Consider the following 17,695-nt stretch of genomic DNA (forward strand, 5'->3'; position numbering starts at 1 on the left):
GCGATAGTGCCGTGATGGTCGCATTGCAAAGTGCCTATCGCGGCGAGGCCGCCGCTCCCACAAGAGTCGCTCCCGCAGGGGCTGCCGCGTGCGTCGTCATTGTTAATCCTTGCGCCGCTGCGCCCGCGCGCGCCAGCTGCGCAACAGGTGCCAGCGCCACAGGCCCAGCACTGTGACGTAACCGATCGCGGCCAGCGTCACCGCCAGCAGCGGCAGGCCGATCAGCAGCGGTTCGCCGAGTGCCATCACCCAATCGAACAAGGCGCGGATCCAGCCACCGAATCCGGCACCGTCCGGGATGTGCGGTGCGTGGAAGGTCGCGCCCGGTGGCATCGTCAGCCCCAGCAGCGGCATCACCAGCCGGCCGTAGCCCCACGCGAAGGCGTACAGCGGCACGATGGTCAGCGGGTTGCTGTAGAAGGTGACGGCCATCGACAGCGGCAGGTTCACGCGCAGCAGTACCGCCAGCCCGGCGGCCCCCAGCATCTGCAGCGGCCCGGGAATCAGTCCGGCGAACAGCCCGACCGCGACGCCGCCGGCGCAGCTGTGGCGATTCAGGTGCCACAGCCGGGGATGGCCGAGCCAGTCGGCAAAGGGTGCCAGCCAGCGATTGCGGCGCAGGGTTTCGGTGTCGGGGATGTACTTCCGGAAGATTTTTTTCATCGGAGCGGATTATCCGCTGCCGTCGTGACGGCATGGCAATGGTGTGGTTCGAATGACTTTCGGGACGCGTGACGGGATAATCGATCGTCATGATCCTGCCCGTCGCGCTGTCGCTTGTTGCCGGTACCTGGCTCGCTCAGCAGCAGGCCGAGCTGCCCGCGCCTGCAACGCTGTACGGCCTGTCGGCCCTTGCGCTGCTGCTGGCGCTGTCTGCTTCGAGGCCGTGTGCACGCGCAGCCTGTGACACCGCGGTATGTGGCGCGGTTGCACTGGCCGCTTTCGTCTGGGCCAGTGCCGCCGGGCACGCCGCGCTGGCAGACCGCCTGCCGCACGGCCTCGAAGGGCTGGACATCGACCTGATTGGCGTGATCGCGGGGCTGCCGCAGCGGGTGGAACGCGGCCAGCGCTTCGATCTTGCGGTCGAGCAGGCGCCGTCCGGCGTGCCGCGGCGCATCGCCCTCACCTGGTACGACAGTCGCGACGCGGACTCGCCGGCATCCGGAGCGGCGCCGCAGCTGCAGGCTGGCAGCCGCTGGCAGCTGCGGGTGCGCCTCAAGCGGCCGCACGGCAACATGAATCCGCACGGCTTCGACTACGAAGCCTGGCTGTTCGAGCGGGGCATCGGTGCGACCGGCCATGTGCGGGCCGGCGGCGAAAGACGACAGGCGCAGCGGCTGATCGCCGAACGGGCGGGCGGCCTCACCGCATGGATCGACGCGCAGCGCGACGCGGTGCGGTCGCGCTTCACGGCGGTGATGCACGACGACGCGCAGGCCGAAGTGCGCACGTGGCAGTGGGCCGGTGTGCTGATCGCGCTGGCGATCGGCGACCAGCGGGCGATCCCGCCGGCACACTGGGACTTGTTCGAACGCGCCGGCCTGACGCATCTGGTGTCGATCTCCGGGCTGCACGTCACGATGGTCGCCGCACTGTCCGGTCTTTTGCTGTCCGCGCTCTGGCGCCGGGTGCCCGCGCTGGCGCTGCGCTGTGCCGCACAGCGCGCCGGCCTCGTCGCCGGACTGATGGCCGCCACCGCCTACTGCGCGCTGGCCGGCTTCGGCATCCCCGCGCAGCGCACGCTGATCATGCTGGCGGTCGCCGGGGTGGCGTTGCTGGCCGGGCGCTTCTCGTCACTCTTCAATGCGCTCGCGCTGGCGGTGTGCATCCTGTTGCCGCTGCACCCGATGGCGGTGATGAACCCCGGCTTCTGGCTGTCGTTCGGCGCGGTGGCGCTGCTGTTCTACGCGGCCGCCGGCCATCTGGGATCGCCGCATCCGGTGCGCAGCTGGCTCGGCGCGCAGGCCGCGATCACGCTCGGCCTGGCGCCGCCGATGATGGCGCTGTTCGGTCAGGTGTCGCTCGTGTCGCCGCTGATCAACCTGTTCGCCATTCCGCTGGTCAGCGTGCTCATCACGCCACTGGTGCTGATCGCCATCGTGCTGCCGCTCGATGCGCTGCTGTGGCTGGCGCATGCGCTGACCGCCGGGCTGATGTGGGCGGTGCAGTGGCTGGTCGCGCCCGACTGGGTGCTGTGGCATGCCGCGGCACCGGCCGGCTGGGCGGTCGCGTGCGGGGTGCTCGGTGCGGCGAATCTGCTGGCGCCGCGCGGCTGGCCCGGACGTGCGCTGGCCGTGCCGCTGATGCTGCCGCTGTTCATGACGCCGGACACCCGACCGGCCGTTCGCGACATGCGGGTGGTCGTGCTCGATGTCGGTCAGGGGCTGGCCGTGCATGTGCAGACCGCGCAGCACGACCTGCTGTTCGACACCGGCCCGCGCTATGGCGCCGAAGCCGATGCCGGCGGCCGGCTCGTGCTGCCCTACCTGCGGGCGATCGGTGTGCGGCGCCTCGACACCCTGATCGTCAGCCACGCCGACAGCGATCATTCAGGCGGCGTCGCATCGCTGCTCGCCGGCCTGCCGGTGGGCGAGGTGCTGTCGTCGGTTCCCGCGCACGATGGGCTGCGTCTGGTGCGGCCCGACACGCGGGACTGCGCCGCCGGCCAGCGTTGGACGGTGGATGGGGTGCGCTTTGCGATGCTGCATCCGCCGCCCGGCGCCGTTGCACTTGGCGCGCGCAGCAGCAACGCGCTGTCCTGCGTGCTGCGCATCGACAGCGCCCACGGGTCGGCAATGATCACCGGCGATGTGCTGGCCGATGGTGAAGCGGCGCTGCTTGAGGCGGCTGCGCCGCTGGCCGCCGATCTGCTGGTGAGCCCGCATCACGGCAGCCGCACGTCGTCGACGCAAGCCTTCGTGGAGGCGGTCGACGCCAGCGATGTCGTGCACGCCGTCGGCTACCGCAACCGCTTCAATCATCCGCATCCGAAGGTGCAGGCACGCTATGCCGACCAGGGAACTGCCCAGTGGCGCAGCGACCTCCACGGTGCCGTGGCATTCGATTTCACCGCAGACGGCATCCACCGCAGGCTCAGCCGCGAGATCGACGCGCGCTACTGGCACAATCGGTTTCCTGTTCAACCCGAAGGACCGTGATGGGACTGTTCGACCGGATATCGGCGTGGTTAGGCGGCGCGCCGCCTGCACCACGCGACACGGAGCCGCGTCTGCACCGCGTGCAGTGCGCCAATCCGAAGGGGCTGCATCACATGGCCTATGCGGAATGGGGCGACCCGGCGAATCCGCGCGTGCTCGTTTGCGTGCATGGACTGACGCGGGTCGGACGAGACTTCGACTTCCTCGCGCAGCAACTCGCCCGGCACTACCGCGTGGTGTGCCCTGACGTGGCCGGGCGCGGTCGCAGCGACTGGTTGCCGGACGCCGCGAACTACGGCGTGCCGCAGTACGTTGGCGACATGGTGACCCTGATTGCCCGCCTCGGCGTCGAAGAGGTGCATTGGTTCGGCACCTCGATGGGCGGCCTGATCGGCATGGCGCTCGCCGCGCTGCCGCAGTCGCCGATCACCCGCATGGTGCTGAACGATGTCGGACCGGTGGTCACCTCGGTCAGCCTTCGGCGTATCGCGGAGTACGTCGGCAAGGCGCCGAAGTTTGTCAGCCTGGACGAGGCCGACCGCTACATCCGTTCAGTCAGTGCGCCGTTCGGGCCGCTGAATGACGCTCAGTGGCGCCACCTCACCGTGCATTCGACGCGCCCGATGCCCGAAGGCGGCTTCGAAATGGGCTACGACCCGGATATCGCCAAGCCGATGCAGGCCATGCTGTTTCTCGGCGACATCGAACTGTGGAATCTGTATGAGGCGATCCGTTGCCCGACGCTGTGCGTGCGCGGCGCCGATTCGGACCTGCTGACGCGCGACACGCTGGCGCAGATGGCGGCACGCGGACCGAAGGCGCGCACGCTCGAGATTGCCGGCGTCGGGCACGCGCCGATGTTCATGGACACCGCGCAGACTGCGCCGATCGAACAATTCCTGATCGAAGGTTTCACCGCATGACGAAGAACAAAATTACGGACGAAATAACGGACGAGACAACGGACCGAACAAAGGGTGAAACGACGAAGCCGTCTGCGGACGAAGTGATTGCCGCGACGCGCGACTGGCTGGAGAAGGCCGTGATCGGCCTCAACCTGTGCCCGTTCGCCAAGGCGGTGTATGTGAAGGAACAGGTGCGCTATGTGGTCAGCGAAGCGACACATCTCGACGGCTATCTGGAGGATATCGACCGCGAGATCGAATTTCTCGCCGCAGCCGATCCGCAACGTGTGGACACCACCCTGATCATGCATGCGTCGCTGCTCGAGGATTTTCTCGACTTCAATGACGTACTCGATCTGGTCGACGACGCGGTGACCGAGCATGGGCACGAGGGCGTGCTGCAGGTCGCTGCCTTCCATCCGCTGTGGCAGTTCGCCGACACCGAACCGGACGACATCGGCAACTTCACCAATCGGGCGCCGTTCCCGACCATCCACCTGCTGCGCGAAGCGAGTGTCACGCGCGCGGTCGATGCCTTCCCGGAAGCGGAAAGCATTTACGAGCGCAACATCGACACGCTGGAAAAGCTGGGTCTCGACGGTTGGCGCGCACTCGGCCTGCCGGTCGGGCTCCGGTCCGCGCCAGATTCGAAGTCCTGAGCCGCGGCGGCCGGGCCGTCAGCGACGGGCCGGCCAAGTGCGGCGCAACCGCGTGTGGTCCAGTCGGAGGCGGCTCAATCGACTTCCGAAAAGTTCGCCAGTTCGGCGCTCAGTTCCGGCCAGTTGTGCGATAGCCGATGCACGCCGGCTGGCGTGACGACATCGATCGAAAACACCTTCTCGTCGGCACTGACCAGACCGGCGCCGTGGATGGCCGGCTGAGACGCATCCCGGGCGTGGCGCAGCACCACCTTCATCTGGCGGCCCGGCACGGCCGACTCGAGACGCAGCCGGTTCGAGTGATTGGTCAGATCGACGATGTACTGATTGACGTCTACGTCGTTCATGGCAGTCCTCCTGGCGGGTGAAGCATTAGGAAGTCACAGCTTCAATCTAGCACCGCTCGAACACCCGCTCTCCCCAATCGATGCTGCAGTGCAATCGCATGCGATGATGCGCCGCCTCTCCGACGACCCGAACAGACCTGTCCGTGACTGTCTCCCTGCCCGACATTCCGCTTGAAATCATCTATCGCGACGACGTCATGGTCGCGATCAACAAGCCGTCCGGCCTTCTGGTGCACCGCACTGCGCTGGACCGGCACGAAACCGAATTTGCGGTGCAGCGGCTGCGCGACCAGATCGGCCGGCGGGTGTGGCCGGTGCACCGGCTGGATCGCGGCACGTCGGGGGTGCTGGTGTTCGCGCTCGACGCGGTGTCGGCGCATGCGCTGGCGGATCAGTTCGCGCAACACACGCCGGACAAGCGCTACCTCGTGCTGGTGCGTGGCCATCCGTCGGAGGCGGGCGTGATCGACCATCCGCTGCGTCGCTTAATCGACGCGATCGACCCGCGCGCGGCGCGCGAGGGCGCCGAACCCGTCGAGGTGCAGCCGGCGCTGACCCGCTACCGCCGGCTGGAGACGGTCGAACTGCCGGTCATGGTCGATCGCTACCCGAGCAGCCGCTATGCGCTGGTCGAAGCGCTGCCGCTGACCGGCCGCACGCACCAGATCCGGCGCCATATGAACCACATCGCGCATCCGGTGATCGGCGATTCGACCCACGGCAAGGGCGTGCACAACCGCTATTTTGCGTCCGCTTGGGGCGTGAGCCGGTTGATGCTCGCCTGTGTACATATGCAGGTGCGGCATCCGGTCAGCGGTGATCCGATCACGCTGCAATGCGACCCGGGAGAAGCGTTCGGGCGGCTGGCCGAGGCATTCGGCTGGAATCCGCTGCCGAAGTAGCCGGCGGCTGTCCACTTTGGAGCAGAACCTGTTGAAGCGGCGGCCTTGGGGAGCGACGGCCTTTGAGGTTGACCGCTGTGGGAGCGGCGGCCTCGCCGCGATCAGTGCAGCGGTGGTCGATGATCAGCGCGCCGATCGCGGCGAGGCCGCCGCTCCCACAGAAAGCTCCCACAGCAGCCAAACATCAGTCGCAACCCACCTCTGGCCTTCAAGGCTGGCAAACCTGCAGCCGTCATGCATCCAGCCCGCGACATATCCCGGATCCGCGTGATTTCGTGGGTTGATCCACCCTCGAAATGGCGCGGTTGAAAAGTTTTTAGAAAACAAGTTATTGTTTTTAATAACGAAAAAATTAGGGAGCTGAACTGGCACGCAAGCTGCTGAGAGGAAAGCGTCGAGAGCACACCGCTCAACCCGAAACCGGGCGACTGCCTACCCAACCTCAAAGGAGCTTTGCCATGAACAAGATGATCGCTGTCCTGATGTTTGCCGGCCTGACCGTTTCTTCCGCCTCGTTCGCCGGCAGCACGACCACCCATGAGTCCATCTACGAACCCGGTTACCTGAGCAGCCTGTCGGACAAGGGCGCGCTGGGCGGGCGTGCCGAGTCGGGTGATGTACTGGCTCACGAGTCGACGTATGACCCGGCTTATCTTCGGGCGCTGAGCCAGGCGCCGGCCGGCAAGTCGTTTGACGGCATGGTGCTCAACCACGAGTCAACCTATGCGCCCGGCGTGCTGCACAGCTTCACGTCGGCGCGTACGGCGCCGATGCGCAGCGCGCAGGCGTCGACAGATCGCTCCGCCATCTGATGAGGCCTGCGACACCGGGTCGCCGACCGGGCGATCCGGTGTGCAGCGCAACCGCGCTTCAGTGGCGCGTCTTGTCACGGGCCGTCATCGGCGCGTATTTCTTTCCCGGCGACGCGGCGCCGGTGCGCCAGCCGTGATGCGATGCAGCACGAATCGGTGCCCCGGATAGTCCGAACGGACTATGAATGCCCATATTTCATGTCACGGCATGGACATGTTTCGCCCCGACAATCGGCGCTGAACTTATCCCCGCCTGCCATGAAAACCCTGATTGCTCTCGGCGCCTTCGCGGCGCTCATCCCCTCTTTTGCCAACGCCTGGTGGGACGAAGCGTGGACGGCCCGCCGCACCGTTACGCTCGATACCAGCGCCGCGGGCGTGCCGATCGGCGCGCCGCAGAACTCGATTCCGGTGGCGATTCGCCTGCACAGCGGGAATTTCGACTTCCTGAGTGCGAAGGATGATGGCTCGGACATCCGCTTCGTCACCGCCGACGACAAGACGGTGCTGAAGCACCACATCGAACGCTATGACGCGCTGAACGAACTGGCCGTGGTGTGGGTGCAGGTACCGCTGGTGGCGCCGGGTGACACGCCGGCCACGCTGTACGCCTACTTCGGCAATGCAGCCGTCGGCGGCGCACAGGACAGCAAGGCGACGTATGACGCCTCGACCGTCGGCGTGTGGCACTTCTCAGAAGCCGCGCCGCTGGCCGATGCATCCGCCAGTGCGTTGGTGGCGCAGGGCGCGGTGCAGATCCAGAAGGCGGCACTGCTCGGCGACGCGGCCATCTTCGGCGGCACGGCGATCACCGTGGCGGCCGTGGCCCCGCTGGCGACGACCGCCGGCGGCGCCTGGACGATGTCGGCCTGGGTCAAGCCGGCCGCGCTGCCGCAGCAGGCGACGCTGTACGGCCAGGGCGCACTGACCGTAAAGATCGAAGACAGCGCGCTGGCACTGAACATCGGCGCCACGCGCCTGGCCGGCGGCACGCTGCAGCCGGGCGTGTGGCAGCACGTCGCGGCAACGGTCGGCGGCGGCAAGGCCACCCTCTACATCAATGGTCAGCCGGCCGGCAGCGCCGACGTTGCGCTGACCGCGGAGCAGGCCGACGTCGTCATCGGCGACGGCTACACCGGCGAGCTCGACGAAGTGCAACTGGCGAACACGGTGCGCAGCCCGGACTGGATCAAGCTGGCCGCGCTGGGGCAGGGCGCCGACGCGACCTTCGTCGCGGTGCGCGAAGAGGTGGCCGAGGCGGAAGGCGGCCACAGCCACTTCGCCGTGCTGGTCGACAACCTGACCGTCGATGCCTGGGTCGTCATCATCATCCTCGGCGTCATGTTCCTCATCAGTGCGTGGGTCATGGTGGACAAGGCAATGCAGGTGATGCGCATCGACAAGGCCAACCGCGGCTTCATCAATCGCTTCCGCACGGCTGCCAATGACTTCCTGCTGCTCGACAAGGGTGAAACATATGGCGACTCGTCGCTGTTCCGCCTGTATGGCGCCGGCCTGCGCGAAATCCGCAAGCGCTTCGACAGCCAGGGCGAAGCCGCCGGGCTGACCGGTGCATCGATGGACGCGATCAAGGCCGCCATCGATGCCGATCTGGTGCGCGAATCGCACAAGCTCAACGCGCGTATGGTGTTGCTGACCATCGCGATTTCCGGCGGACCCTTCCTCGGCCTGCTCGGTACCGTGGTCGGCGTGATGATCGTGTTCGCGGCCATCGCGGCGGCGGGCGACGTGAACGTCACGGCCATCGCGCCTGGCATTGCCGCGGCACTGCTCGCCACCGTCGCCGGTCTGGCGGTCGCGATCCCGGCGCTGTTCGGCTACAACTACCTCGCGTCGCGCATCAAGAACATCAGCGCGGACATGCAGATCTTCGTCGACGAATTCATCACCCGCGTCGCCGAAGTGCACGGCCGCTGAGGCAGATGATGCGACTTCCACGCTCACTTCGTTCGCTGCCCCCCACGGGGGCTGCTCAGCGCCTTCGGGCGGCCGGGCGACGCTGACATGTCCGCCGACGTCAAGGACGACAACCAGCCGTACGACGAAATCAACGTCACGCCGATGCTCGATCTGGCGTACGTGCTGCTGGTGGTGTTCATCATCATGACCACGGCGTCGGTGCAGGGCATCAAGGTCGAGGCGCCGGTGACCGAGACGGTCGTCAGCCTGGCCAAACCGCAGACGCGAGCCATCACGATCACGGCCGCCGGCGACGTTTTCCTCGACGCCTACCCGGTCGATCTGGCGATGCTCGAAACGCGCCTCGCTCAGCACAAGAGCGCCAACCCGGCGCTGCCCGTGGTGCTCAAGGGCGACGCCGCCGCGCACTTCGAGAAGGTGTCGGCCGTGCTGGAAATCTGCAAGCGGCTGGACATCACCGAAGTCGGGCTGGTGACCAAGAAAGCGGCAGGCTAGGCATGGAGCGGAGCGCGTAATGCAGGTCAATACCGAAGCCAAGCCGTACGACTCGATCAACGTCACGCCGATGCTCGACCTGGCGTATGTGCTGCTGGTCGTGTTCATCCTGATGACCACGGCCGGCGTACAGGGCTTGACGATGACGCTGCCCAAGCCGTCGAACAAGCCGAGCACCGAACAGCACGAAATCAAGATCGTGCAGGTGATGGAAAGCGGCGCGCTGATGGTCAATGGGGTCGGCGTGACGCTCGGTCAGCTCGAAGGCCAGCTCAATGCGGTGCGGGCGCGCGATCCCAAGTTCAGCGTGATGATCCGCGGGGAAGCGCGTGCGCCCTACAGCGGCGTGATCGAAGTGATCGATCTGGTCAATCGCATGGGCATCGAAAACGTCGGCCTCATCACGTCCAGGATCGGTACCTGATGGGCGCGCTGGCCGAAGATTCGCTCGAGGGCGTCAGCACCGGCCGTCGGGTGCGCAACATCCTGCTCGCGCTGGCCGGCATGGGCGTGGTGGGTTATGCCGGCTACTGGCTGAAGTCGCAGTTTTCGACGCCGTCGGCACCGACCCGCCAGGTGACGAAGATTTCCATCATTCCGGATACGCCGCCGCCCCCGCCGCCGCCGCCGCGGGAAGAGAAGCGGCCGGAGCCCAAGGAACAGAAGGACGTCAAGGTCGAGCAGCCCAAGCCGGTCGAGGCGCCGCCGCAGCAGGCCGAGCAGCTGAAGATGGAAGGTGCGGCCGGTGACGGCCCGAGTGCATTCGCGTCGGGTGACGTGACCGATGAATACAAGGGCGGCGACATCGGCAGCACGATAGGCGGCGGCCCGGCCAAGCCCAATCGCATGCAGTACGCCTTCTTCACCAATGCACTGCAGCGCCACATCCAGGACGAACTGGCGCGCAACCGCAATGTGAAGCAGATCGATTACCGCGTCGTGGTGAAGGTGTGGCTCGGCCGTGACGGCAGCATCCAGCGCGCCGTGCTCGACGACAGCACCGGTGACGACAAGGCCGACAGCGCGCTGTCGGCCGCGCTGGCCGACATGCGCGCCTTTCGCGACGCACCGCCGGCCGACATGCCGCAGCCGATCCGCCTGCGCATCACCAACCGACTGACCGGCTGAGCGCGCGCGCACTGCCCAAAGATTCCAGACAGATCCCGGACCGATGTCATGAAGAAATCCCTCCTCCCCGTTGCCCTGGCCGCGCTGTGCGCGCTGCCGGCGCCCGCCAGTGAAGCGGAAACGCTGGACACGCTGCGCCAGACCACGCTCAACCTGATCGATGCCCTGGTCGACACCGGCGTGCTGACGCGCGAAAAGGCCGATGCACTGGTCAAGGCCGCCGAAGCGAAAACCGCCAAGGCGGTGGCCAAGGCCAAGAAGGACACCACGGTGCGCGTGCAGTACGTGCCCGAGTCGGTGAAGGCGGAAATCCGCGACCAGTTGAAGCAGGAAGTGCTGGCGCAGGCACGCAGCGAAGGCTGGGCCACGCCGAATGCCATCCCGGAATGGACCGAGCGTATCAAGATCGAAGGTGATCTGCGGGTGCGTTACCAGAACGATCGCTTCCCCGCCGGCAACACGCCGATCGGCGGTTTCGCGCCCGGCGCCATCGGCAACCCGGCTGCCACCAATGATGACTTTCCGCTCGGCACGCGCTTTCCGCCCGGCGTCGACCTCGATGGAAACGGCTTCCCGAACGGCAATGCCAGCGACGACGTCAACCGTCTGCGGCTGCGCGCGCGTCTGGGCGTGCTGGCCAAGATCAATGACTCCGTCAGCGCCGGCCTGCGCTTCACCACCGGCAACGTGACCGACCGCGTGTCGACCAACCAGACGCTGGGCAGCGGCTTCAACAAGTACAGCTTCCTGGTGGATCGCGCCTACATCAAGATCGATCCGGTCGAATGGGCGTCGTTCACCGGTGGCCGCGTGCCCAATCCGTGGTTCGCCACCGATCTGGTGTGGGACGAAGACCTGAACTTCGACGGTATCGCGGTCAATCTGCGCAACGTCACGCCGACCGCGACACTGCGGCCGTTCGCCACCGCCGGCTGGTTCCCGCTGCGCGCCGACAACCCGCCGAACGCCGACAAGCAATGGCTGGCGGGTGCGCAGATTGGCACCGAATTCGATCTGAATTCGTCGATCAAGCTGCGCTTCGGACTGGCGAAATACCACTACAGCCGTATCGAGGCGCGCACCGACAACAATTACGATGCGCTCAACGGGCCGCTGCAGGGCTACGGACGCTACGAGCACTCGTCCGCATTGCGCGCCAAGGGCAATACGCTGGTGCAGACCAACAGCCCGATCGACAACACCGAAGCGCCGATCTACGGCCTTGCGTCGAAGTTCGAACCCTGGGTGCTCACCGCCACGGCCGACCTGGCGCACTTCGATCCTGTACACGTGCTGCTGTCGGCCGAATACGTGAAGAACACCGGCTTCGACCGCGGCGATATCCAGCGGCGCACCGGTCTGGCGCTGACAGACGGCAAGGACACCGCCTATCACCTGCGCGCGGCCGTCGGCATGCCGTCCGTGCGCCTGGCCAATGACTGGCAGGTGTTTGCGTCCTACAAGTACATCGGCTCCGACGCGGTGCTCGACGGCTTCACCGATTCCGACTTCGGCGCCGGCGGCACCAATCTGAAGGGCTTCGTGCTCGGCGGCAGCTACGGCGTGTATCGCGATACCGCGGTTGGCCTGCGCTGGTACTCGGCAAAGAACATCCAGACCATGACCTACGACCCCACCGCCATCACCGCCCAGCGCTACGAAGTCGACACGCTGATGATGGACATGAACGTGAGGTTCTGATCGTGAAGACCCTGAGCTTCCTTCTGGTGGCGCTGCTCGGCGCCACGTCTGTCCATGCGCAGCAGGCCTCGCGCGAGCAGGAACAGTTGCGTCGTCTGCGCGCCCAGGCGCAGCAGATGCAGCAGGCACTGTCGGCCGAACAGCAGGCGCGCCAGCAGGCGGCCGCCGAAGCCGACCGGCTGAAGCAGGCGGCCGAAGTTGAACTGCCGAAGCTGGAAGAAGAGGCGGCAAGTGCCAAGCGCCGCGCCAGCGGTGCGCAGCGCAAGGCCGATCGGCTCGCGAGCGAACTGGAAGAAGCGCGTGTCGCCGCAGCAGCACAGGCGCAGCAGCTCGACGCGACCCGCAAGCAGCTCGCCGAACGCGAGCGCGATCTGGCGCAGACGCGAAACACCTTGCAGAAGACCGAGCGCGAGCTCGAGGGCGCGCGTACCCAGGGTGAATCGCTGACCGGCAAGCTGGCCCAGTGCACCAAGGACAACGTCGCCCTGTACCAGACCGGCATCGACATGCTCGACCGCTGGCGCGATCGAACAATGGGCGAACGCATTGGCCAGGCCGAGCCCTTCACCCAGATCGGCCGCGTCAAGCTGGAAAACCTCGTCGAAGGCTATCGCGACCGCCTCGAAGACAGTCTGTCCCGGCCGGAGAAGTAAAGGCGGGCTGCGAGTGACCCCCTGGCTGCGCCTCGCCTTTGGAGAGCGTCGACCTGCAGGAGCGGTCCTGTGGATACGGCCGCCTGTGGGAGGGACGACCTGTGGGAGCGGCGGCCTCGCCGCGATCGTCCCGTGACCATCGTTGTGCGGGGTGCGCATCGCGGTAAGGGCGGAGCGGGGGTTTCGGCGAGCACTGCTCGCCGCCCGCGGAGCCGGCTGGCCATGCAGGGCCAGCAGTGGATCGCCGCTCCCATAGTGCTCCCCACCCCGTTCCGCCGCTGCCGCCGATACCGGCCTGCGGTGACTCGGCGTTACACAAATCCTCTGGTGCGCCGCCGCATTTTGCCGGCCTGCTTTACAGCTTTCGGACTACCCACAGCGGCCCTTGCACCCATGCGAGTTGTAACAAACCGACGTTTTCAGGCGATTTTTCGCCTTTACGGACCATTCTCGAAAAGCTTTCCCACAAACGATCTCAGGGCGTCGGATCATTTTAGATGAGCCGTTCGGACTACGGTATGCCACATCGCCTGAAACGGTTTCGTCATCTGCACTCGCTAACGTCGCGTCCAGGTCAACGGACGGAATTCTTTACAGCCAATAGTCCGAACGGCTCATTCATTGGCACTACCCACTTCGGTCGGGTGTAACGCGAGCCCGCCATTCTCGAATCGCTTCCTCGTGGAGCAGGGCGATCCAGCGCAAGCCGGATACCACCCACGAACTTTCCTAGGAGATTTATATGTTCAAAACCAAACTGATGGTTGCTGCTCTGGCTGCCGGTCTGTCGGGCATGGCGAATGCCGCCATCACCCCGACGTCATCCGGCAACGCCGAGTTTGCATTTTCGGCTTTCGTTGGTGATGTCGGCTACACGTACGATCTGGCGGACATCGGTTTCAACAGCGTGTTCGGGTCTGATGTTCGCATGAACAGCCTGATTGGCTCGGGTAACCAGACCCCGGGTAATGCTGCCCAGCTCGCATTGACGTCGATCTCGCTGACGCAGTCAGTAGCCAACGGCATCGTGTTTGACCTCGCGCTGCCCGGCTTCAGTGATTTCATCACACTTGCGGGTGGTGCTGCCGGTGTGCAGTGGAGTCTGTTCAACGGCGAATCGTCTGGTGTTCGTCGCATCATTCAGACCGTCAGTACCACGCCTACGACTCGACTCGTGACGAGCGGAATCAACACCGCAGTCGAAAACGTTGGCAACTATTACGCCGCCAATAATGCCGGTGGTACCCACACGGGCGACTTTGCAGTTGATGGTTACAGAATTACCCAGCGTACCGATCAACTCGCCTTTGCAGGAAATATCGTACCTGCTGCTGCTGCAACTTACGGATCGGTTGGTGCTCTCGACGAAGCCCTCGATATCTACGTCGTTCGCGGCAACACGGCGACGCCAAATACGGGACTTGGTGGTTTTGCGCAGCTCGTAGGTGCCAATGGCGGGGATGTGGTTGCCAAGGTTTACGTCGGCGACGCAGGTGAATACCGCTTCCAGATCGCCGTCGTTCCGGAGCCGGAAACCTACGCAATGCTGCTGGCCGGTCTTGGTCTGATTGGCGTCGCAGCCCGTCGCGCCCGCCGCGCCTGATCCCATTCATAAATGTCGACGCCTGCGCCTCTTGTGCCCGGGCGCGATGACACACGGAGAATACCCATGAAACTGAAGTCGATTGCTGCTGCCTGCGCGCTGATGGCCGCTGGTTCTTCCTTCGCTGCCGGCACCGTCAACATCGGTGGTGTGCCGCATGAAGTCGTCTACCTCGCCGGCGCCTCGGCACCGGACAACTTCCTGGCCGACATCGCCCAGGGCATGCTGACCGGCGTCACGTTCTACACCGCATCCGGCACCAACTACCGTGCTTTCGCGGGTGCAGCCAACGCTGTGCCGGGCATCGCCAACGGCACTCGCGTGCTGTTCATCAAGCGCTCGGCCGGTGGTTCGGTGTTCGGCGTGAATCCGGTTGCCCGCGCCCAGCGCGTGATCACGATTGACGTGAACAACTGCAATGGCGGTGCCGGCACCCAGGCCAGCCCCTTCACCTGCGCTGTGGTGGGTGTCGATCCGGGCGAACAGAATCACGCCCTGCCGACCAATGGCGGCTTGGTGCCTGACTTCGGCGTGTCCGACGTTGAACCGGCTATGTTTCAGGATCCGCTGAATACGGAAAATGACGCACCGGCGCTGGCGCCGGGTGAAGTGGCCCGCCTGTCGGTGACGCCGCTGAATCAGATCATGATGGGTATTGCTGCCACGAATCAGGTTCCCGCGACGACAACGCTGATCCGCTCGGCCTACGGTGCGATGCTGAACGGCCAGATCACTACGTGGGATCAGGTCGATCCGACGCTGTCGGGTGACGTGGCGGTGTGCCGCCGTGTTGAAGGTTCGGGCACGCAGACCTCGTACAACTGGTTTTTCGGCAACTTCCCTTGCGCGGCGAACGAGTTTGGCGCGATTGCTCCGGCTCGCATGACCGACAGTTTCGGCTGGAAGGCAAGCGGTTCGGGCACGTCGGCCGACCCGTACGAAATCGATCCGTCGGCCGGCTACACCGTGGTTGAAAACTCGTCGTCGGGCAATGTCCGGTCCTGCCTGGCTGCCGCCAACGCCGGTACCGATTACAACTTCTCGGCCTTCGATCCGGAAGAAGGCAAGACCAACAACTTCCGCGCAACCTTCTCGAAGTCGGGTCCGATGAAGGCCATTGGCGTCGTGTCGCTGGATTCCTACACGAGCGCCAGCGGCTGGAGCTTCCGTCACCTCGATGGCGCCGGCACCTTCACGGGCGCCACCCAGACCTCGTCGGCCGGTGCAACGGGTATCGCCCCGTCGAAGGCCAACCTGATCAACGGCCGCTACGACTTCGTCGTGGAACTGTCGATCCAGGGCCGCAACGTTGCGGTGACCAACGAACAGGGTGATGTGGTGCCCGCCGCCTCTGGCGTGCAGCAGGCTTTCGCGACGGAATTCACGCGCCGCGCCGGCTCGCCGCAATTCACCGGCAACTTTGAAAACTCGGGTGTTCAGGTCAGCACCCCGTTTGCCTTCGCCTCGCTGCCGCAGAACTTCGCCGGCTTGACGGACAGCAACGGTTCGCCGACCAACAATGAAGGTGTGCGTTACGCCGACCTGTACGTGTCGAAGTACTCGCGCAACGCCAACACCTGCTCGCCGCTGCGTTACATCGGCAACTGAGTGTGATGTACGCCGGGCAGCGCTTTGCGATGCTGTCCGGTTCGTCCTGACGAACGGCCCGCCCCACGGCGGGCCGTTCCCTTGTTTGACCCCGTACTTGTGCCTACATCCTTCGCGGCTTTCATGATCGATACATTCCGGCGCCTTGCCGGCCTGACGGCAGCCACGGTGCTTGCATTCCTGCTCGCCTCGTCCTTGCCTGCGACAGCGCAGGACGCCTCCCGCTTCGACATCTTCGAATTCGAGATCGAAGGCAATACGGTATTGCCGGCCGAAGCGATCGAACGCGCGGTCTATCCCTTCCTGGGCGAAGGGCGCGACGCAGAAGACGTGAACAATGCCGTCGCAGCACTCGAAAAGGCATATCAGGACGCCGGCTATCTGACGGTGGCTGTCGGCATCCCCGAACAGGCGGTGACGACCGGTGTCGTGAAGCTCGAAGTGACCGAAGGCAAGGTCGAGCGCCTGCGCGTGACCGGTGCCGAATACACGTTGCCCAGCCGCGTGCGCGAAGGCGCGCCGTCGCTGGCCGAAGGCGGTGTGCCGCACTTCCCCGAGGTGCAGGAAGACCTGGGCCGGCTGGGTCGCAACGGTGACCTGCAGGTGACCCCGCTGCTGCAACCCGGCCGCGTGCCCGGTTCCGTGGCGGTCGAACTGCGACTCGATGACAAGTCGCCGCTGCATGGCAGCGTCGAAGTCAACAACAAGCGCAGCGCCGACACCGATGCCGGACGGCTCGAGGCGACGGTGCGCTACGACAATCTGTGGCAACGCAGGCATTCCATCGGCGTGACCTATTTCGTGTCGCCGCGCGACCGCGAGCAGGTCGAAGTGTGGGGGCTGAATTATTCGGCGCCGCTGGGCGACGCGATTCTGGCCGCCTACTACGCGCGCTCGAACAGCAATGTGCCGACGCTGTTCGACACTGCGACACTGGGTCGCGGCGATACGGCCGGCGTCCGCTATGTGCGGCCGCTGCCCGACCGCGGTCGCGGCTTCTTCCACTCGATCAGCCTCGGTCTGGATTACAAGGACAACAAGCAGGACACGCTGGGCATCGGCGGTACGCCGTTCACGATCAGCCAGCCGGTGCGCTACTGGGTGTGGTCGGGCCAGTACGGGCTGACCGTACCGCTGCAGTCGGGCGCCCGACTGCGTTTCGGTACCACGCTCAGTGCCGGGTCGAACGCGATGAATGAACGTGAAATCGACTGCGTCGGCACGCGTGTCGAGCAGTTCGAGTGCCGACGTTTCGGCGCCCGCCCGGGTTTCTTCGTGTCGCGCTTCGAATTCGAAGGCGCCTTCCCGCTGCCCGGTGGCTGGGCCGCCAGTGCGCGGCTCGACCTGCAGCGCAGCAGCGATCCGCTGATCAACAGCGAACAGTTCTCGGCCGGTGGTTTCGATTCGGTGCGCGGCTATCTCGAATCGGAGCGGCTGGCTGACGAAGGCGAGCGGGTGCGGCTGGAACTGGCCACGCCCGGCAAGCAGCTGTTCGACAGTGCCGTCGGCCTGTCCGGCCTGCTGTTCTACGACTGGGCCGGGCTGCGCATCCGGCAAGCCTTCCCGGGACAGGACTCACAGTCTTCGCTGGAAAGCGTCGGTTTGGGTTTGCGCGTGAACAGCCCGCGCGGCATCCGGCTGGATGCCGACTGGGCGTATGCGCTGCGCGATGGCGCACCGCTGCCGGGTCGCACGCGCGAAGGCGATCAGCGCCTGCTGGTCCGTGTCGGTTACGAGTTCTAGGCGGCCACCACCGCAGCGGCGCTGCCCGACACCCGTTGAG

The 17,695-nt window shown here is 65.6% G+C and carries 16 protein-coding genes; 14 read left to right on the top strand and 2 right to left on the bottom strand.

Annotation, left to right across the window (positions count from 1 at the left end):
* Positions 1-102: 102 nt before the first annotated feature.
* Positions 103-663, bottom strand: a complete 561-nt coding sequence (locus ACTIFF_RS16865; RefSeq protein WP_439537884.1) for a DUF2062 domain-containing protein — start codon at positions 661-663, stop codon at positions 103-105.
* A gap of 89 nt (positions 664-752) precedes the next feature.
* Here ACTIFF_RS16865 and ACTIFF_RS16870 point away from each other — a divergent pair, with 89 nt between their 5' ends.
* Genes ACTIFF_RS16870 through ACTIFF_RS16880 form a run of 3 tightly spaced genes read left to right on the top strand, consistent with a single transcriptional unit; the run spans position 753 to position 4,722 of the window.
* Positions 753-3,158: a DNA internalization-related competence protein ComEC/Rec2 gene (locus ACTIFF_RS16870; protein WP_439537885.1), complete on the top strand. Its 2,406-nt coding sequence runs from the start codon at positions 753-755 to the stop codon at positions 3,156-3,158.
* Positions 3,158-4,081: an alpha/beta fold hydrolase gene (locus ACTIFF_RS16875; protein WP_439537886.1), complete on the top strand. Its 924-nt coding sequence runs from the start codon at positions 3,158-3,160 to the stop codon at positions 4,079-4,081. The genes ACTIFF_RS16870 and ACTIFF_RS16875 overlap by 1 nt, the downstream gene beginning before the upstream one ends.
* The gene (locus ACTIFF_RS16880; RefSeq protein WP_439537887.1) at positions 4,078-4,722 is read left to right on the top strand and encodes a DUF1415 domain-containing protein; all 645 of its coding nucleotides are present in this window, start codon (positions 4,078-4,080) and stop codon (positions 4,720-4,722) included. Before ACTIFF_RS16875 ends, ACTIFF_RS16880 begins: the two co-directional genes overlap by 4 nt.
* 74 nt (positions 4,723-4,796) lie before the next feature.
* Here the strand turns inward: ACTIFF_RS16880 and ACTIFF_RS16885 are convergent, their stop codons facing one another.
* Complete coding sequence (locus ACTIFF_RS16885; protein ID WP_439537888.1) at positions 4,797-5,069, bottom strand: hypothetical protein; 273 nt, start codon at positions 5,067-5,069, stop codon at positions 4,797-4,799.
* Between the two features lie 143 nt (positions 5,070-5,212).
* On the opposite strand from ACTIFF_RS16885, the gene ACTIFF_RS16890 reads away from it, so the two are divergent.
* The 11 genes from ACTIFF_RS16890 to ACTIFF_RS16940 all read left to right on the top strand — a co-directional run bounded on the left by ACTIFF_RS16890 (position 5,213) and on the right by ACTIFF_RS16940 (position 17,655).
* Complete coding sequence (locus ACTIFF_RS16890; protein ID WP_439537889.1) at positions 5,213-5,971, top strand: pseudouridine synthase; 759 nt, start codon at positions 5,213-5,215, stop codon at positions 5,969-5,971.
* Positions 5,972-6,429: 458 nt separating this feature from the next.
* The gene (locus ACTIFF_RS16895; protein WP_439537890.1) at positions 6,430-6,783 is read left to right on the top strand and encodes a hypothetical protein; all 354 of its coding nucleotides are present in this window, start codon (positions 6,430-6,432) and stop codon (positions 6,781-6,783) included.
* 258 nt (positions 6,784-7,041) lie between these two features.
* On the top strand, positions 7,042-8,721 hold the full coding sequence (locus tag ACTIFF_RS16900; protein WP_439537891.1) for a DUF2341 domain-containing protein: 1,680 nt from the start codon (positions 7,042-7,044) through the stop codon (positions 8,719-8,721).
* 87 nt (positions 8,722-8,808) lie between these two features.
* A complete protein-coding gene (locus ACTIFF_RS16905; RefSeq protein WP_069038000.1) occupies positions 8,809-9,219 on the top strand; it encodes an ExbD/TolR family protein in 411 nt (136 codons plus the stop codon).
* A 19-nt stretch (positions 9,220-9,238) separates the two neighbouring features.
* The gene (locus ACTIFF_RS16910) at positions 9,239-9,643 is read left to right on the top strand and encodes an ExbD/TolR family protein (RefSeq protein WP_257079601.1); all 405 of its coding nucleotides are present in this window, start codon (positions 9,239-9,241) and stop codon (positions 9,641-9,643) included.
* Positions 9,643-10,347: a TonB C-terminal domain-containing protein gene (locus ACTIFF_RS16915; RefSeq protein ID WP_439537892.1), complete on the top strand. Its 705-nt coding sequence runs from the start codon at positions 9,643-9,645 to the stop codon at positions 10,345-10,347. Before ACTIFF_RS16910 ends, ACTIFF_RS16915 begins: the two co-directional genes overlap by 1 nt.
* Before the next feature lie 48 nt (positions 10,348-10,395).
* Positions 10,396-12,048 carry a putative porin gene (locus ACTIFF_RS16920; protein ID WP_439537893.1) on the top strand — a complete coding sequence of 551 codons (1,653 nt, stop codon included), beginning with the start codon at positions 10,396-10,398 and terminating at the stop codon, positions 12,046-12,048.
* Between the two features lie 2 nt (positions 12,049-12,050).
* Entirely contained in the window at positions 12,051-12,701 is a 651-nt protein-coding gene (locus ACTIFF_RS16925) for a hypothetical protein (protein WP_439537894.1), read from the top strand.
* Between the two features lie 742 nt (positions 12,702-13,443).
* Entirely contained in the window at positions 13,444-14,304 is an 861-nt protein-coding gene (locus ACTIFF_RS16930) for a PEP-CTERM sorting domain-containing protein (protein ID WP_439537895.1), read from the top strand.
* A gap of 66 nt (positions 14,305-14,370) precedes the next feature.
* A complete protein-coding gene (locus ACTIFF_RS16935; protein ID WP_439537896.1) occupies positions 14,371-15,912 on the top strand; it encodes a hypothetical protein in 1,542 nt (513 codons plus the stop codon).
* A 123-nt stretch (positions 15,913-16,035) separates the two neighbouring features.
* A complete protein-coding gene (locus tag ACTIFF_RS16940) occupies positions 16,036-17,655 on the top strand; it encodes a ShlB/FhaC/HecB family hemolysin secretion/activation protein (protein ID WP_439537897.1) in 1,620 nt (539 codons plus the stop codon).
* Positions 17,656-17,695: the final 40 nt, after the last annotated feature.

This window comes from Methyloversatilis sp. (assembly GCF_051861465.1).
GTDB lineage: Bacteria > Pseudomonadota > Gammaproteobacteria > Burkholderiales > Rhodocyclaceae > Methyloversatilis.

What these genes read in the sequence shown, in the direction of transcription:
- ACTIFF_RS16900 (WP_439537891.1), top strand. Translation starts at nt 7,042, where the DNA reads ATGAAAACCCTGATTGCTCTCGGCGCCTTCGCGGCGCTCATCCCCTCT.
- ACTIFF_RS16865 (WP_439537884.1), bottom strand. Translation starts at nt 663, where the DNA reads ATGAAAAAAATCTTCCGGAAGTACATCCCCGACACCGAAACCCTGCGC.
- ACTIFF_RS16915 (WP_439537892.1), top strand. Translation starts at nt 9,643, where the DNA reads ATGGGCGCGCTGGCCGAAGATTCGCTCGAGGGCGTCAGCACCGGCCGT.
- ACTIFF_RS16870 (WP_439537885.1), top strand. Translation starts at nt 753, where the DNA reads ATGATCCTGCCCGTCGCGCTGTCGCTTGTTGCCGGTACCTGGCTCGCT.
- ACTIFF_RS16905 (WP_069038000.1), top strand. Translation starts at nt 8,809, where the DNA reads ATGTCCGCCGACGTCAAGGACGACAACCAGCCGTACGACGAAATCAAC.
- ACTIFF_RS16940 (WP_439537897.1), top strand. Translation starts at nt 16,036, where the DNA reads ATGATCGATACATTCCGGCGCCTTGCCGGCCTGACGGCAGCCACGGTG.
- ACTIFF_RS16880 (WP_439537887.1), top strand. Translation starts at nt 4,078, where the DNA reads ATGACGAAGAACAAAATTACGGACGAAATAACGGACGAGACAACGGAC.
- ACTIFF_RS16930 (WP_439537895.1), top strand. Translation starts at nt 13,444, where the DNA reads ATGTTCAAAACCAAACTGATGGTTGCTGCTCTGGCTGCCGGTCTGTCG.
- ACTIFF_RS16875 (WP_439537886.1), top strand. Translation starts at nt 3,158, where the DNA reads ATGGGACTGTTCGACCGGATATCGGCGTGGTTAGGCGGCGCGCCGCCT.
- ACTIFF_RS16910 (WP_257079601.1), top strand. Translation starts at nt 9,239, where the DNA reads ATGCAGGTCAATACCGAAGCCAAGCCGTACGACTCGATCAACGTCACG.
- ACTIFF_RS16895 (WP_439537890.1), top strand. Translation starts at nt 6,430, where the DNA reads ATGAACAAGATGATCGCTGTCCTGATGTTTGCCGGCCTGACCGTTTCT.
- ACTIFF_RS16935 (WP_439537896.1), top strand. Translation starts at nt 14,371, where the DNA reads ATGAAACTGAAGTCGATTGCTGCTGCCTGCGCGCTGATGGCCGCTGGT.
- ACTIFF_RS16920 (WP_439537893.1), top strand. Translation starts at nt 10,396, where the DNA reads ATGAAGAAATCCCTCCTCCCCGTTGCCCTGGCCGCGCTGTGCGCGCTG.
- ACTIFF_RS16885 (WP_439537888.1), bottom strand. Translation starts at nt 5,069, where the DNA reads ATGAACGACGTAGACGTCAATCAGTACATCGTCGATCTGACCAATCAC.